At 62.6% G+C, this 15,294-nt stretch carries 13 protein-coding genes and 1 other RNA gene; 7 read left to right on the top strand and 7 right to left on the bottom strand.

Annotated elements, in window-relative coordinates; translation table 11 throughout:
* Positions 1-91: 91 nt before the first annotated feature.
* Positions 92-748 (top strand): HugZ family protein, encoded by a 657-nt coding sequence (locus BXU06_RS08630; RefSeq protein WP_077298684.1) that lies wholly within the window; start codon positions 92-94, stop codon positions 746-748.
* A gap of 166 nt (positions 749-914) precedes the next feature.
* Here BXU06_RS08630 and ssrA read toward each other — a convergent pair.
* From ssrA to BXU06_RS08610, 4 genes are all read right to left on the bottom strand, one after another.
* Positions 915-1,277, bottom strand: a transfer-messenger RNA (tmRNA) gene (gene ssrA / locus BXU06_RS08625).
* A 32-nt stretch (positions 1,278-1,309) separates the two neighbouring features.
* Positions 1,310-1,972: an HAD family hydrolase gene (locus tag BXU06_RS08620; RefSeq protein WP_077298682.1), complete on the bottom strand. Its 663-nt coding sequence runs from the start codon at positions 1,970-1,972 to the stop codon at positions 1,310-1,312.
* Complete coding sequence (gene ilvA / locus BXU06_RS08615; protein WP_077298680.1) at positions 1,969-3,501, bottom strand: threonine ammonia-lyase, biosynthetic; 1,533 nt, start codon at positions 3,499-3,501, stop codon at positions 1,969-1,971. Before ilvA ends, BXU06_RS08620 begins: the two co-directional genes overlap by 4 nt.
* Positions 3,502-3,712: 211 nt before the next feature.
* Positions 3,713-3,988 (bottom strand): hypothetical protein, encoded by a 276-nt coding sequence (locus BXU06_RS08610; RefSeq protein ID WP_077298678.1) that lies wholly within the window; start codon positions 3,986-3,988, stop codon positions 3,713-3,715.
* A 318-nt stretch (positions 3,989-4,306) separates the two neighbouring features.
* Here BXU06_RS08610 and pcnB point away from each other — a divergent pair, with 318 nt between their 5' ends.
* From pcnB to panD, 6 genes are all read left to right on the top strand, one after another.
* Complete coding sequence (gene pcnB, locus BXU06_RS08605; RefSeq protein WP_077298676.1) at positions 4,307-5,656, top strand: polynucleotide adenylyltransferase PcnB; 1,350 nt, start codon at positions 4,307-4,309, stop codon at positions 5,654-5,656.
* Positions 5,653-6,147 (top strand): 2-amino-4-hydroxy-6-hydroxymethyldihydropteridine diphosphokinase, encoded by a 495-nt coding sequence (gene folK / locus BXU06_RS08600; RefSeq protein ID WP_077298674.1) that lies wholly within the window; start codon positions 5,653-5,655, stop codon positions 6,145-6,147. Before pcnB ends, folK begins: the two co-directional genes overlap by 4 nt.
* 76 nt (positions 6,148-6,223) lie before the next feature.
* Entirely contained in the window at positions 6,224-6,862 is a 639-nt protein-coding gene (locus tag BXU06_RS08595; protein WP_077298672.1) for a deoxynucleoside kinase, read from the top strand.
* 108 nt (positions 6,863-6,970) lie between these two features.
* The gene (panB, locus tag BXU06_RS08590; protein ID WP_077298670.1) at positions 6,971-7,762 is read left to right on the top strand and encodes a 3-methyl-2-oxobutanoate hydroxymethyltransferase; all 792 of its coding nucleotides are present in this window, start codon (positions 6,971-6,973) and stop codon (positions 7,760-7,762) included.
* 59 nt (positions 7,763-7,821) lie between these two features.
* Complete coding sequence (panC, locus tag BXU06_RS08585; protein ID WP_077298668.1) at positions 7,822-8,655, top strand: pantoate--beta-alanine ligase; 834 nt, start codon at positions 7,822-7,824, stop codon at positions 8,653-8,655.
* A 30-nt stretch (positions 8,656-8,685) separates the two neighbouring features.
* Positions 8,686-9,069, top strand: coding sequence for an aspartate 1-decarboxylase (panD, locus tag BXU06_RS08580; protein WP_077298666.1), 384 nt, complete (start codon positions 8,686-8,688; stop codon positions 9,067-9,069).
* A gap of 377 nt (positions 9,070-9,446) precedes the next feature.
* On the opposite strand, the gene BXU06_RS08575 is transcribed toward panD, so the two are convergent.
* The 3 genes from BXU06_RS08575 to BXU06_RS08565 form a co-directional block, all read right to left on the bottom strand.
* Positions 9,447-10,004: an IS630 family transposase gene (locus BXU06_RS08575; protein ID WP_253189427.1), complete on the bottom strand. Its 558-nt coding sequence runs from the start codon at positions 10,002-10,004 to the stop codon at positions 9,447-9,449.
* The gene (locus BXU06_RS08570; RefSeq protein ID WP_077296878.1) at positions 9,974-10,504 is read right to left on the bottom strand and encodes a winged helix-turn-helix domain-containing protein; all 531 of its coding nucleotides are present in this window, start codon (positions 10,502-10,504) and stop codon (positions 9,974-9,976) included. The genes BXU06_RS08575 and BXU06_RS08570 overlap by 31 nt, the downstream gene beginning before the upstream one ends.
* 169 nt (positions 10,505-10,673) lie before the next feature.
* Positions 10,674-15,182, bottom strand: coding sequence for a PAS domain S-box protein (locus BXU06_RS08565; RefSeq protein ID WP_150125161.1), 4,509 nt, complete (start codon positions 15,180-15,182; stop codon positions 10,674-10,676).
* Positions 15,183-15,294 lie beyond the last annotated feature (112 nt).

Genomic DNA, 15,294 nt, shown 5'->3' with positions numbered 1-15,294 from the left:
GCGTTCGGGCGATCGCCCTGTTGTCACACCGGACAGGGCCAGCGACAATGATCCGCATTACCCCAAACATGCCCAGCAAGATGGAGTTTGTATGAAAGACCCCTACCATTTGGCCCAGCGGGTGTTGCGCCGGGCGTCACATGGCGCACTGGCCACCCTGTCGGTCGAGCAGGATGGCTGGCCATTTGCGTCTGCGGTCAACCTGGTGGCCCAGCCGGATGGCTGCCCGGCATTCCTGATCAGCGGCCTGGCCGAACACACCCGTAACCTGCGTGCCGACCCGCGCGCCAGCCTGCTGGTGGTCGATCCGTATGCCCCCACCGAAGGTGCCCCCCGGCTCAGCCTGATGGGTTACGCCGAACCGGTAACGCTGGACGCCATGGCCCAGGCACGCTTTGCCCGCCTGCACCCGGCGGCAGAACAGTACCTGTCATTTGGTGATTTCAGCTTCTGGCAACTGCGCCCGGAGCGACTGCGGCTGATTGGCGGTTTTGGCGCCGCCGGCTGGGTCACCGGAAGCCGCTACGGCCATGCCCCGGCGCTGAGTCTGGCGGACGAGGCCCGCCTGCTGGCAGAACTGGGCGGGGAGATGGCGAACGGCGATACGCTGCTGGGCGTGGATGCCTATGGCGTGGACGGCTGCGATGGCAACGGCCAGCGCTGGCGCGACCAGTTCAACGCCCCCTGCGCCAGTGCCGAGGCGGTGCGCGCGGCATGGGCCGGGCGGCGGCGGTGTGGGGAGGATTGACGACACTGGTTCAGCCGGCCAACGGGTAGATGTGCTGGTTGCGCAGTCGAATTGGGCAGATCTGCGCATGCCTAGGATTTGAAAATTCAGGCCAATAAAAACCCCGAAAACCTAAGCAGGCTATCGGGGTTTCCAAGGCTTCATGGCAGGCCATGAAGTGATGTTTTGGTGGAGGCGGCGGGGATCGAACCCGCGTCCGGAAATCCTCTACGGTGAGTTCTACATACTTAGTCTGGCCAACTGGATTTAACCGCCACACCGCCGACCGACAGGCTGTGCTTTGGCGAGTTACCTATAGTTTAGCTCCGACCCAAGTAACCCGGATCGGCACGATCCCATCTAAATGACTCTGCTGTCGGTTTGACCCGACCTACCCGATGGGCGAGATAGCGCAGAGTCCGGCGCAATTAAGCGGCCAGAGCGTAAGATTCGTCGTTTGCGAATATATAAATTCAGTGTTTTACGGGGGTCTGAGATCCCGGTATGCCCTCATCCGCTTTGCAACCCCCGTCGAAGCCATGTCGCCCCCGATGCTGGTCTGAAAACGAATTCAGTGCTCCATCATAGCCCAAGTGGGGGCAGATAGTCCAGTAATTGCACTGGTTGGGCAATGCGCAGGTCAGCACCCCAGGTGTGTGGGGCGTCGTGGGCAGCAATGTAGCCATAGTCGGCCAGCACGGTGCGCATGCCGGTGGCCCGGCCCGCTTCGATGTCACGCTCGGCGTCGCCCACGTACATGCACTGCGCCGGGGGGGTGTTCAGCCCGGCGGCGGCGTGCAGCATGGGTCTGGGGTCGGGTTTGGCCACGCCCACGGTGTCGCCGCTGACCACCACGGCTGGCGCGATGGGAAAGCCCAGCCGGGGCACCAGCTTATCGGTGAAGCGCATCGGCTTGTTGGTGACAATTCCCCAGGCGTAGCCGGCGTGGGCCAGGCCGTCGATCAGCTCGGGCACGCCGTCAAACAGCACGGTATCGTCGGCGTAATGGGTATCGTACAGGTCCAGAAAGCGCTGGCGCAGGCCGTCAAAACGGCTGTCGTCACGGTCCAGGCCAAAGCCCAGGCGAATCAGCCCGCGTGCGCCGTGCGAGGCAATCGGGCGCATGGCTTCATACGGCTGCGGCGGCAGGCCGTGCTCGGCCAGCAGTGCGTTCAGCGCCCAGCCCAGGTCGCGGGCGGTGTCAGCCAGCGTGCCGTCCAGGTCAAACAGCACGGCGCGGATCATGGTTTGTTCGCCTGACTATTGCCCAGAAACAGCCGGTACGCCGGGTTGTCGGTTTCGTCTACCCAGGGGTAGCCCAGTTCGTCCAGGAAGGTCTGGAATGCCTGGCGGTCGCTGTCTGGCACTTGCACGCCCACCAGCACGCGGCCATAGTCGGCACCGTGGTTGCGGTAGTGGAACAGGCTGATGTTCCAGTCGGTGTGCATGGCGGTCAGAAAGCGCATCAGCGCGCCGGGGCGTTCGGGAAACTCAAAGCGGATGGCGCGTTCATTGGGCAGCTGTGGCGCGTGGCCGCCCACCAGATGGCGGATATGCAGCTTGGCCAGTTCGTTGTCGGTGAGGTCCAGCGCCTGCAGGCCGCTGTCGGCTAGATCCTTGAGCATGCCGGCCACGTCCTGGCGGCGCTGGATCTGCACGCCGACAAACACATGGGCGGTGTGGTCATCGGCGTAGCGGTAGTTAAATTCGGTGATGTTGCGGCTGCCCACCAGCGAACAGAATTTCTTGAAGCTGCCTGGCTGTTCCGGCAGGGTGACGGCCAGCACGGCTTCGCGCTGTTCGCCCAGCTCGGCGCGCTCGGCCACATGGCGCAGGCGGTCGAAGTTCATATTGGCCCCGCATGCCACTGCCACCAGGGTTTCGCCATGAATGTCCTGACGCTGGGCGTACAGCTTGAGCCCGGCCACGGCGGCGGCACCGGCGGGCTCGAGAATGGCGCGGGTGTCTTCAAAGACATCCTTCAGGGCCGCGCAGATCTGGTCGGTGTCGACCAGAATCACTTCGTCGAGCAGCTCGCGGCACAAACGGAAGGTTTCCTCGCCCACCAGCTTCACCGCGATGCCGTCGGCAAACAGGCCCACGTCTTTCAGTTCCACCCGATGGCCGGCGGCAATCGAGCGGTGCATGGCGTCGGAATCCACCGTTTGCACGCCAATCACCTTGATTTCTGGCTTGAGTCGCTTCACATACGCCGCCACCCCGGCAGCCAGGCCACCGCCGCCGATGGCAACAAACACGGCGTGGATGGGATCCGGGTGCTGGCGCAGGATTTCCATGCCGATGGTGCCCTGGCCGGCAATCACATCCGGATCGTCGTACGGATGGATAAAGGTCATGCCGTTTTCGGCTTCCAGCTTTTTGGCGTGCTGATAGGCGTCGCTGTAGGAATCGCCATGCAGCACCACTTTGCCGCCGCGACGGGTGACGCCATCAATCTTCACCTGCGGGGTGGTGACCGGCATGACGATGGTGGCTTCGCAGCCCAGTTTTTGCGCCGACAGCGCCACGCCCTGGGCGTGGTTGCCGGCGGAGGCGGCAATCACCCCGCGCTGCAGTTGCTCAGCGCTCAGGCGGGCCATTTTGTTGTAGGCTCCACGCAGCTTGAACGAGAACACCGGCTGCAGGTCTTCGCGCTTGAGCAGCACGGTGTTGTCCAGCCGGCGTGACAGGCCTGGTGCCGGGTCGAGCGGGGTTTCGATGGCCACGTCGTAGACGCGGGAGGTGAGGATGCGTTCGAGGTAGTCGTGTTGCATGGCGGCAATCTTGGGGTAGCGTCGCAAAAGCGGCAAAGTCGGCAATGCTGGCAAGATTAACAGGAATCCACTCTGGCGGGCAGTGCCGCAGTGCAGCATGGCGGTTTGTCGGTTTAAGCCGCCACGGCCTGTGCCAGCGCCATAAAATTGGCTTGCTGACGCTGGCCAGCCAAGGCACAACCACCCTGGCCAGCACAATTATGGGGCGGATTCAGCCGGGGGCAATCAGCGCATCAAACTCGGCCATCACCCCCTGCGCCTCGGTTTCGGCCCCTACGGCGCGCAACGCTGCCGCCAGCGGCTCGCGCAACTGGGCGTATTCTTCTACTGTCCATGCGCCTTCCACCGCTCGTTGCCAGCGGGCACGCTCTTCCCACAGGTATTCGCCAATCACCGCGCTGGACAGCGCATACAAACGGGCCAGGCGAAACAGCGGGGCACGTGGAATCAGCGGGGCGGGGCGGCGGCGGGATAACCAGGACAACATGGCGGACTCCTTGATTCAGATTGGCGTGCTGGCGCATGCCAGGGCGGTCAGGCACCCAGGGCCAGCCTGGCCGATTTGGGCCGGTGAGCGGGACGGTTGCCACGATAATACACCCATCAAATGATAGTTATTCTTATTTGTGTCGGCAAGTGCTTTCTGGTTTTTAACCTTTGTTCGTCCAGTGCCGTGGCTGGCTGAATGCCCCGATCTGCTGCCAGCCAGCCAACAGAATGACGCCATCTTGCCGAATTCACGCAGAAACCGGCCACAAGGCGGTATAATCCCGACCTTGTTTCGCCAACTGTTTATCCGAAAGCGATGATTCGCAAGCTCCTTAGCCGTGTGTTCAAGTTCCCCAGCCGCCGTGTGCGGCCTCGGGTGATCCCATTTACCCAGCACGGGGTGCGCCGCGAAGGCATCAGCCCGGCCGCGCTGAAAGTTATCACCCGCCTGCAGGAGTCTGGCTTTGCCGCTTTTGTGGTGGGCGGCGCGGTGCGCGACCTGCTGCTGGACCAGCACCCCAAAGACTTTGACGTGGCCACCAACGCCACGCCCGAGCAGGTGCACCATGCCTTTCGCCGTTCGCGCATCATTGGCCGGCGCTTTCGCATCGTCCATGTGATGGTCGGCGCAGAAACCGTGGAGGTCACCACGTTCCGTGGCGGCGACGACACGGTGACCGACAGCGAGGGGCGCATTCTCAACGACAATGTGTTCGGCAGCCAGGAAGAAGACGCCCGCCGGCGGGATTTCACCGTCAACGCGCTGTTTTACAACCCCAGCGACGAAACCATCATCGACTACCACCACGGCGTGCGCGATGTGCATGCACGCAAGCTGGCGATGATTGGCAACCCGGTGCAGCGCTACCGCGAAGACCCGGTGCGCATGCTGCGCGCGGTGCGTCTGGCCGCCAAGCTGGGGCTGCGCATTGACGAGCCCACGCGCAAGCCGATTGCCGAACTGGCCCCGCTGCTGCAAAACGTGCCGGCGGCGCGGCTGTTTGACGAAATGCTGAAAATGCTGTTCTCCGGCCACGCTTACGACTGTGTGCAGATGCTGCGCCAGGAAGGCCTGCATCAGGGGATTTTCCCGCTACTGGACATGATTGCCGAGTCGTCTTCCGGCGCGTCGTTTGTCCAGCTGGCGCTGGAAAACACCGACCGGCGCATCCGCGAAGACAAACCGGTGTCGGTGGGCTTCTTGCTTGCCACCCTGCTGTGGAACCAGGTCCAGCGCGAATGGACCCGGCGCATGGACCTGGGCGACAAGCCGATTCCGGCGCTGTTTGACGCCATGGCCACCGCCGAGCGCATCCAGGAAGAGCAGTTGGCCATTCCGCGCCGCTTTGCCACCACCATGCGTGAAATCTGGGCGCTGCAGCCGCGCTTTGACAGCCGTGACGGCAGCCGGCCTTACCGCTTGCTGGAGCAGCCGCGTTTTCGTGCTGGCTACGACTTCCTGGCGCTGCGCGCGGCGGTGGGCGAAGTGCCGCAGGAACTGGTGGACTGGTGGACGGACTTTCAGGATGGCGACGAAGCCGAGCGCCAGGCACTGATTGCCGCAGCCCGCGACAGCGGCGGCCCACGTAGCGGTGCCGCCAAAAAACGCCGCCGGCGCAAGAAAAAACCCAATGGCAACGGCCAGCCGGTGGACAGCGGCGAATGAGCGTCACCGCCTATATTGCCCTGGGCAGCAATCTGGAACAGCCCGCGCAGCAGGTGAGCGCCGCGCTGGCGGCGCTGGCCACATTGCCACACTGCCACAATGTCTGTGCCTCGTCGCTGTACGCCACCACCCCGGTGGGCTATGCCGACCAGCCAGATTTTGTCAACGCCGTTGCCCGGCTGGATACCACACTGGATGCCTCCGCCCTGCTGGAGGCATTGCTGGCGCTGGAAACCCGCTTTGGCCGGGTGCGCAGCTTTCGCAATGCGCCACGCGTGCTCGATCTCGATCTGCTGTTGTATGGTGAACACTGCCAGGACAGCACGACGCTGATCCTGCCGCATCCGCGCATGCACGAGCGGGCATTTGTGCTGGTACCGCTGGCCGAACTGGCCGCAGCACTGCAGATTCCGGGGCGGGGCCGGGTGGTGGACTGCCTGGCCGATTGTGACCAGTCGGGCATTTACCGGCTTGACATTCTGCCCGGCTGACGACAAGGTGAGCGTTCTGCCGGCCACTCAGCTGGGTGTGCCTTGATGCTGTGCGCTGCCAACCGGATGCTTACCCATGATTCCATACCGTTATATTGCCATTGAAGGCCCGGTCGGCGTTGGCAAGACCGCACTGGCCAAAAAACTGGCCGAGCACTGTGGCCTGCGCCTGTACGCCGACCCGGTTCGCGATAACCCGTTTTTGCCGCGCTTTTACCAGAGCATGGGCCACCACGCGCTGTCCACCCAGCTGCACAGCCTGCTGCAGCGTGCGGACACCCTGCGCCAGCTGGTGGCCGAAGAAGGCAACGGTGGCAATATGATCAGCGATTTCCTGTTTGAGAAGGACGCGCTGTTTGCCCGGCTGACCCTGGAAGCCGACGAACTGACGCTGTACCAGACCCTGCAGGCGGCACTGCAGCCAGCACAATTACCCGTGCCCGATCTGGTGGTGTATCTGCAAGCCCCGGTCGAGGTGCTCAGCCGGCGGATTGCCGCCTACGGCGCGCCCTACGAAGTGGCATTTCCTGATGGCTACCTCAAGCGCATCGACACCGCCTATAGCGAGTTTTTCATGCAATACGAAGCTGCCCCGGTGATTATGGTCAACACCGAGCGGCTGGATTTTGTTGATAAGCCGGAAGACTTCGAGCTATTGTTGCGCTGCATCAGCGAGGCCAAGGGGCAACGCAGTTACTTTAACGTGGCCGTGTAAGCCGCCTGGCTGCGCCATTGGCTGATCGGCCAATGCCTCCCCGCGCGCGCGTCAGGCGGCTTACCCCAGCCAGACGGGCGCGCCGAACCATGAAGGAATCACCTACCGATGAAGATCACCGTCCAAACCCTGATGAAACTGGCCCAGGAAGGGCAAAAAATCACCATGCTGACCTGCTATGACGCCAGCTTTGCCGCCATGCTGGACGAAGCCGGGGTGGAAACCCTGCTGGTGGGCGATTCGCTGGGCATGGTGATGCAAGGGGCGGACTCCACCCTGCCGGTGACCCTGGACGAAATGATCTACCATGTGCGCTGTGTGGCACGCGCCACGCGCAATGCGCTGGTGATTGGCGACATGCCGTTTGGCAGCTATCAGGAAAGCCCGCAGCAGGCATTTGCCAGCGCGGTGCGGCTGATGCAGGCCGGTGCGCACATGGTCAAGCTCGAAGGCGGTGCCTTCATGGCCGATACCACCCGCTTTCTGGTCGAACGCGGCATTCCGGTGTGTTCACACATTGGCCTGACCCCGCAGTTCGTCAACACCTTTGGCGGCTATCGGGTGCAGGGCAAGAGCGAGGACGACGCCGCGCGCATTCGCGCCGACGCCCGCACGCTGGCCGACGCCGGGGCCAGCATGGTGCTGATGGAATGTGTGCCGGCTGGCCTGGCTGCCAGCATCACCGCCGAGCTGTCGGTGCCAACCATCGGCATTGGTGCCGGCCCCGAGGTCAGCGGCCAGGTGCTGGTGATCTACGACATGCTGGGCGTCTATCCCGGCAAAAAAGCCCGCTTTGTGAAAAACTTCATGCCCGAAGCCGGCAGCATTCCCGGCGCGGTCAAAGCCTACGTGCACGCCGTGAAAAACGGCAGCTTCCCCGCCCCGGAACACTGTTTCTGATGGACCCCGCCAGGCCCGCCGGCAGGATGCGGCCTGGCCACCCAACCCGGATTTGACTCATGCATATTCTTCATTCCATTCAGGCCGTGCGCGACTGGCGCCGCCAGGCCGGCCGTGTGGTGTTTGTGCCCACCATGGGCAATCTGCACGATGGCCATCTTGCCCTGGTGCGCGAAGCGCGCCAGCGCGGCGATGCGGTGATTGTCAGCATTTTTGTCAACCGCCTGCAGTTTGGTCAGGGCGAGGATTTCGACAGCTATCCGCGCACCTTTGACGCCGACCGCGCCAAGCTGGAAACCGCCGGCGTGGACGCGCTGTTCATCCCCGACGAGCGCGAGCTCTACCCGCGCATCCGTCAGGATTTCAACGTCGAGCCGCCGCACCTGCAAAACGAATTGTGTGGCGCATTCCGTCCGGGCCACTTCCGTGGCGTGGCCACGGTGGTGACCAAGCTGTTCAATATTGTCCAGCCAGACGCCGCCTGTTTTGGCAAGAAAGACTTCCAGCAGCTGGCCATCATCCGCGCCATGGTCAGCGACCTGAACATGCCAATTGACATCGTGCCGGTAGACACAGGCCGCGCCGACGACGGCCTGGCGCTGTCCTCGCGCAATGGCTATCTGAGCGAGGCCGAGCGCGCCGAAGCACCACGGCTGTACCGCAACCTGTGCCAGATCCGCGATGCGCTGACCGCCGGCAACAACCAGTACGCCGATCTGGAAGCCGCCGCCTGCGCTGACCTGACCACGCACGGCTGGCAGGTGGACTACATTGAAATCCGCGCCGCCAACACCCTGGATATCGCCCATGCCGGCGAACACCAGCTGGTGGTGCTGGCCGCTGCCCGTCTGGGCAAAACCCGCCTGATCGACAATATCGAAGTGCAGCGCTAACGCTGCCGCATCCGCAGAGGACACCCAACCATGCAACGCATGATGCTCAAATCCAAGATTCACCGCGTGACCACCACCCAGTGCGAACTGCACTACGAAGGCTCTTGCGCCATCGACGACGACCTGCTCGACGCCGCTGACATCAAGGAGTACGAACAGATCGACATCTGGAACGTGACCAACGGCGAACGCTTCACCACCTACGCCATTCGCGGCGAACGCGGTAGCGGCATCATCTCGGTCAACGGCTCAGCCGCCCGCCGCGCCGCCGTGGGCGACATCCTGATCATCGCCACCTTTGCCGCAATGACCGACGACGAAAGCCGCAGCTACGCGCCCAAGCTGGTGTATGCCGATGAACACAACCGCATCAAGGGGATTGGCGGGTCGATTCCGGTGCAGGCGGCAGAATAAGCCAAACCCCACCCAGCGCCAGACCCTCATGGCCCGATCACGCACCAGCGTGATCGGGCCATGTGCATGATCAAGCTCCTGGATTGCTAGTAGCCAGTCACCATGATCTGAATCGACTGACAGGCGATTAGAGCGCTTTCGGGATGAGTTTCACCTCAGGTGTCGTTCCCGCGAAGGCGGGAACCCAGACCGCGCCACAGCGGGCGCGGTGGGCATGGCGCAGGTAGCGCTGATGAGCGCGCTCACCCCGCTGTACGCTGTGGACACGCCTGGATTCCCGCCTGCGCGGGAATGACGCGGTGGGGCGCGGCGAGTGGTTCGTCGTGGAACGTGAGCCATCGTGTTTCAACGTGACTGGCTACTAGGTAATTCCATTTCTATTTATAAATTGAATTAATTATCCATTCCCAGCCGGTGAGGCTCTGCATCTTTCCCGGCTGGTTTTCCAACTGAGCAAGGCCCTGTTCCAAGTGGGCTTCCAAGGCCTCCAGGCTATCGAAGGCTCGGTTGTGGAAGTACTTCTCGCGCAACTCATCCCACACGTGTTCCTGCGGGTTGAGTTCCGGCGCATAGGGCGGAAGGAGGATCAACCTCAAGTTGTCCGCCAGCTGAAACGGACTCTTGTGCCAACCGGCTCCATCCAGCACCATCACGATGTTTTCGTCGGGGTAGCGCCGGGCAACCTCATCCAGAAACAGCTGCATGCACTTGCCGTTCACCTGCGGCAGGATCAATGAGTCGAAACGCCCATCTGCCGGACTGATCGCACCGTAGGCATAGACATATTGCTGTGTCACCATGGCTTTCACCACGGGCCGATGCGGCTTTTTCTGCCAGCAGTGGCGAACGTCGCTGATGCGGCCAAATCGAGCCTCGTCCTGGAACATCAATCGCAGCGGACGCGCTACGGCAAATCGGGTTCTTTCTTCTGCCAAGCGCCCCTGCAGTTTTTTTTCCAGTCTTCCTGGGCATCGGGGTCGCTTTTCGGATGAATCTTGTCCGGAGCCACTTTCCGCCAGCCATGGCGCGCCAGCATCGCATAAATGGTGGAGAGCGCCAGCGGTTTGCCCAGCTTGGCCTCGATGACCGGCTTGAGCGGCGGAACGATCACCACTCCGCCGGTAGCCGCCTCGGTGAGTGCCTCATCCAGAATCTTGGCCTCTTGCTCCAGGCTGGCCTTGGCCCGGTTGCGCAGTTCGCGCTTGCTGCGCTTGGGCCTGGCTTCGCCAGCCTGCTCCCGGCAGAAATTCGTCCGCAACGTACAGGTTGCCCCGACCGAACGACCAATGATTTGAGCCGTTTGCTCGATGCTGAGGTTGAACAGCAGTGGCAGCGCAACCGCCTGAGCGGTGCGCAACTCTTCTACTGTCTTTGCCTTTTTCAGCAAATCTTGAGCCTGTGCCAGATGTTCCATCCCGCCCGGAAGCCGTGCCATGTTCATCTCCATCGATAGGGTGGAGATATTATTTCATTTTATATCTGTAATTGGAATAAGGATTTGTTTTAACAGAAATGAAACCGAGATACCCGGCATAAACTGGCTCGCATGAACCGTTGTGTTTCAACGTGACTGACTGGCGCAGCCTGCCTTTACGCTGTGTGTGCTACGCCTGTCCGTCGTGACGGCTTGCCACCACCCGGCGCAGCGCGTCCAGTTGTGCCAGCATTTGGTCGCGCAGCGTGTACAGCCGGGGAATGCCGGCGCGCACGCGGCCCATTTCTCCTGCCAGGTGCGCTTGCTGCAGCTGACTGGCCAGCTCATGCACTTCGCGATGGCAGGCGTCGATGACGCGAAACGCGGGCAGATGGCCGTACCGGTCTTCACCTGCGCCATGGTACCAACGGCCAAACCGGCAATGATGAATGTCCAGCGGTGGCGCACACTGGCCGGGGTGTTCCTGCTCCAGGCATGGCACCAGCTCGGCAATCCAGTGCTGGTGGTCAATGCTGGCACCCAGCAGCGGAAAATCATCGCGTGACCAGGGATGGCGGGCTGCCGCCTGCCAGATGGCCGGCGGCACAAAGCCGGCCACCCAGGCCGGAATGGCATCGGCGGGCATGGGGCGGGCAATGCCATAGCCCTGGCCAAGGTCGCAGCCGAGCTGGATCAGCAGTGCGCCGTGCTCCAGGGTTTCCACGCCTTCGGCAATCACACTGCGGCGAAACGCCTGAGCCAGGCCAATCACCCCTTCGATAATGGCCAGGTCTTCCGGATCCTTGAGCATGTCGCGGACAAAGCTCTGGTCAATTTTCAGGACACTGGCGGGCAGGCGCTTCAGGTAGGTCAGCGAGGAATAGCCGGTGCCAAAGTCATCCAGGGCAAAGCTCACTCCCTGCCCCCGGCAGCGCTCGATCAGCGCCGACACATAGGCGATATCATCCAGTGCGGCGGTTTCCAGCACTTCCAGCTCCAGCTGGTTGGCTGGTACATTGGGGTAATGGTCCAGCAAGGCACTTAGCCGCTCGCTGAAACCGGGGTGTTGCAGGTGGCGGGCGGCAATATTGACGCTGACCGGCAGCGCCAGGCCGTGCTGCTGCCAGGCGTCCATCTGTCGCAAGGCTTCGGCCATCACCCACTCACCCAGCGCCACAGAAAACTCGCTGTCTTCAATGACGGGCAGGAACTCGCTGGGCGGCAGCAGGCCGCGTTCGGGGTGTTGCCAGCGAATCAGGGCTTCTGCGCCAATCACCGTGCCGTAGCGCATATTCACCTTGGGCTGGTAATACAGGCGGAATTCGCCGGCAGACAGCGCCTGCTCAATTCGGGCCATGGCTTCGCGGTGAGCGTGCGCCTGGCGGTCGTGTTCCGGGTCAAACAAATGGTAGCGATGACGGCCAGCCTGCTTGGCCAGGTACATGGCCTGGTCGGCGTGGCGCAATAGGGTATCGGCGTCGGCACCGTCCACCGGATACAGGGTGACGCCAATACTGGCCGACAATGTGGCCACGCGGTCGTTGCCCAGCGGATAGGGCTGGGCAATGGTTTGCAGCACCCGGTCCAGCGCCAGCTGGCATTTGCCAATATCGTCCAGGCCAGACAGCAGCAGGACAAATTCATCGCCGCCCAGTCGGGCCACGGTGTCGCCACTGCGCAGCACCTGTTTGAGCCGGGCAGCCACTTCGATCAGCAGCATGTCGCCGGCTTCATGGCCAAAGGTGTCGTTGACCGGCTTGAAACCGTCCAGATCCAGATAACACACCGCCAGCAGCTTGCTGGTACGTCGCGCCTGGGTCAGCGCCAGCATCAGCCGGTCGGCCAGCAGCACGCGGTTGGGCAGCTGGGTCAGCGCGTCGTAATGGGCCATGCGCTCCAGTTTTTGCTGGTGTTCCTTGAGCACGGTGATGTCGGAAAACACCGCCACATAATGGCTGACGCCACCGTCTGGCGGCTGCACACTGGAAATGGTCAGCAGTTCGGGGTACACCTCGCCATTCTTGCGCCGGTTCCATACCTCGCCGCGCCAGTAGCCGTCGGTATACAACGCCGCCCACATTTCGCTGTAAAACGACGGACTGTGGTAGCCCGAACGCAGCAGATTGGGCGAGCGCCCCAGCACATCTTCGCGGCTATACCCGGTGATTTCGCTGAAGGTGCGATTGACATCGACAATCCGCGCGCTGGCGTCGGTAATCATGATGCCTTCGTGGGCATGCTCAAACACGCTGGCGGTAAAGCGCAGGCGTTCTTCGGCCTGCTTGCGTTCGCTGATGTCATGTATGATGGAAAACAGCAACTGCCGGCCTTCCAGCCGGATCGGGCCGGAATACACTTCTACCTGACGGTGGCTGCCGTCGGCCAGCCGGTGAACAAACTCAAAGCTGGTTTGCCCCTGCTGCTGTGCCCGCGTCATGGCGGCGTGAATCACCTCTGGCGCAGCGGTATTGATCTGATTGACCGGCATCCCCACCAGCAGATCGTGCGGATAGCCATAAAACTGTGAGGCGGCCGGGTTGGCGTCCACCACCCGCTTGCTAACCGGATCAACCAGTAGCTTGACCGCATTATTGGTTTCAAACATCGCCTGGTAAAAGGCACCGCCTTCTTCCAGCTTGCGCATTGCCGCCTTGCGCTCGCTGATATCGGCCACATAGCCATACCACAGCACGCTACCGTCTTCCAGCTGTTCAGGCATGGCATGCGCTTCGCGCCAGACCGGCTGGCCGGGCTGCAATTCCACCCGGAACTCATCGCGCCACGGCGCTTGCTGGCGGGCAGCCTGGGCCAGGCCGTGGTACAGGCGCTGACGGTCATCCGGATGCACGCGCAGGCACAGCGCCCTGGCATCGTCGCGCACCTGGTCCGGGCTCAGGCCAAATACCTCGCGAATGGCTTCGCTGGCGTAGGGCAGACTGAGATGGTCCAGCCGGGTGTGCAACTGGCAGATCATGCCCGGCACCTGTTGCGACAGCTTGCGCAGCAGCTGGTCACGCTCGCGCAGCCGCTCCTGGGCCACCACCTGGGCGCTGATATCGGTTTGCACGCCAATAAAATGGCTCAGCTTGCCCTGGGCGTCGTGTACTGGCGCGATGCTCAGTTCATTCCAGAACAGCGAACCATCCTTGCGATAGTTGCGCAACACCGTCTGGCAGGATTGTCCGGACTGCATGGCTTCTCGCACGATGGCCAGGCCAGGCTGGTGGCGATCGGCCCTGTTGAGCAGCCGGCAGTTCATGCCCAGCACTTCCTGGCTGCGATAGCCTGTGGTTTTCTCAAAAGCGTGATTGACGTACAGAATCGGCTGGTCGGGCTGGCGGGCATCGGTGATGATGATGCCGTTACGGGCCGAATGCAGCGCACGTTCCAGCAGGCGCAGCCAGTAGTCGGTGTCTTTGTGGCGGCTGATATCTGTCAGCGTGCCAATCACCCGCAGCGGCTCACCCTGGAGCGTGGTGCTGACCACCCGGCTGCGCAAGCCATACCAGCGCCATTCACCGCTGCCGGTGCGCAAGCGCAGTTCGCTGCCGTGTGCGCCTTCTGCCTGACTGCGCCCGAGCAACAGCGCGGCAAATTCAGCGCGGTCTTCCGGGTGAACCCGCGCCTCCCAACCGGTCAGCCGATGGCCCAGCTGGGTGGGGCTCAGCCCCAACAGCGCGCACCAGCGCGCCGAGTAATGCATTTGTCCGGATGGAATATGCCAGTCCCACACCCCGGTGTCTGCGCCTTCCAGAGCAAACTGCCAGCGCCGCTCATTGGCCGACAGTTCGGCCACCAGCGCACTGAGCAGCAGCGCCAGCACCATCAGCGTGGTCATATAGCCCCACAACAGCGCCAGGCCCTCATGCACCGAACTGCGGTAAAACGGCCCCTGGCCTTGCACGGTGCCCCAGGCCGTTAACGCCGACAGCAGCAGCACACTCAGCGATGCCAGCCCCAGCCCGCCCCGCACGGCCAGCCAGGACAACAACAGGAAGGGCACAAACACCAGCGGCATCAGCAATTGATGGGTGGCCGAATGCAGCATCAGGCCACCCACCAGCACCATAACCAGCAGGCAGCCCAGCGCCTCCAGCTGACGGCCAGGCGACAGTTCGCGCCAGCGGCGCAGGGAAAAGGTCAGGAGCGGGATGCCCAGCAAGAGCGCACCCACGGCATCGCCCACCCACCAGATCAGGAAAATCCGCAACAGCTGGCTGCCGTGCATGATGCCGCCCAGCCACAGACTGAGCACGCCAATGCTGGCGGATACCAGCATGCCCGAGCCAATCGCCAGCAGGTAGTGGTTCATGTCGCGGCGGCTGTCAAAGTGCAGGCTGGCCCCGCTGTGGCGCAATAGCCAGACGGTGATCAGCGGGGCCAGGGTGTTGCCGCAGGCAATCACCAGCGACATTGGCAGCGCACCATCGGCTGCCAGGTTAATTGCCAGCGACCCCAGCCAGATGCCTGGCCAGCGCGACAGGCCGCCGCGCCACAAAACCGCCACGGCCAGCCCGGTGGGCGGCCAGATCAGCGAAACAAACGCCCCCAGATAAGGCACGGTCAGCCCCAGCTGGCCGCTGGCAAAATACGCCAGCGCCACGGCCAGAACCATCATCCACTGCTTGAACACCCCATTCATGCCCATGCCCGCCCACAATGCCGGGTTGGGCTCATCAGGGAACCTTGCATGTTGCAATACCCGGAAACCAGATCAATCGATAAGCCTACCATTGTCTGCGAATGGCGTGTAGCCAGGAAAGCGGGGGGATTAAACAGAAGTGGCATTTTTCTTGCCCGGTAGCGTCACA

Origin of the sequence: Aquaspirillum sp. LM1 (genome assembly GCF_002002905.1) — a bacterium.
Taxonomy (GTDB): domain Bacteria; phylum Pseudomonadota; class Gammaproteobacteria; order Burkholderiales; family Aquaspirillaceae; genus Rivihabitans.
The sequence above is the reverse complement of the archived record's forward strand: the minus strand, read 5'-3'. Positions and strand labels throughout refer to the sequence as shown.

Excerpts from the sequence above, each read along its gene's own strand:
- BXU06_RS08630 (WP_077298684.1), top strand. The coding sequence starts at position 92 with ATGAAAGACCCCTACCATTTGGCCCAGCGGGTGTTGCGCCGGGCGTCA.
- BXU06_RS08620 (WP_077298682.1), bottom strand. The coding sequence starts at position 1,972 with ATGATCCGCGCCGTGCTGTTTGACCTGGACGGCACGCTGGCTGACACC.
- ilvA (WP_077298680.1), bottom strand. The coding sequence starts at position 3,501 with ATGCAACACGACTACCTCGAACGCATCCTCACCTCCCGCGTCTACGAC.
- BXU06_RS08610 (WP_077298678.1), bottom strand. The coding sequence starts at position 3,988 with ATGTTGTCCTGGTTATCCCGCCGCCGCCCCGCCCCGCTGATTCCACGT.
- pcnB (WP_077298676.1), top strand. The coding sequence starts at position 4,307 with ATGATTCGCAAGCTCCTTAGCCGTGTGTTCAAGTTCCCCAGCCGCCGT.
- folK (WP_077298674.1), top strand. The coding sequence starts at position 5,653 with ATGAGCGTCACCGCCTATATTGCCCTGGGCAGCAATCTGGAACAGCCC.
- BXU06_RS08595 (WP_077298672.1), top strand. The coding sequence starts at position 6,224 with ATGATTCCATACCGTTATATTGCCATTGAAGGCCCGGTCGGCGTTGGC.
- panB (WP_077298670.1), top strand. The coding sequence starts at position 6,971 with ATGAAGATCACCGTCCAAACCCTGATGAAACTGGCCCAGGAAGGGCAA.
- panC (WP_077298668.1), top strand. The coding sequence starts at position 7,822 with ATGCATATTCTTCATTCCATTCAGGCCGTGCGCGACTGGCGCCGCCAG.
- panD (WP_077298666.1), top strand. The coding sequence starts at position 8,686 with ATGCAACGCATGATGCTCAAATCCAAGATTCACCGCGTGACCACCACC.
- BXU06_RS08570 (WP_077296878.1), bottom strand. The coding sequence starts at position 10,504 with ATGGCACGGCTTCCGGGCGGGATGGAACATCTGGCACAGGCTCAAGAT.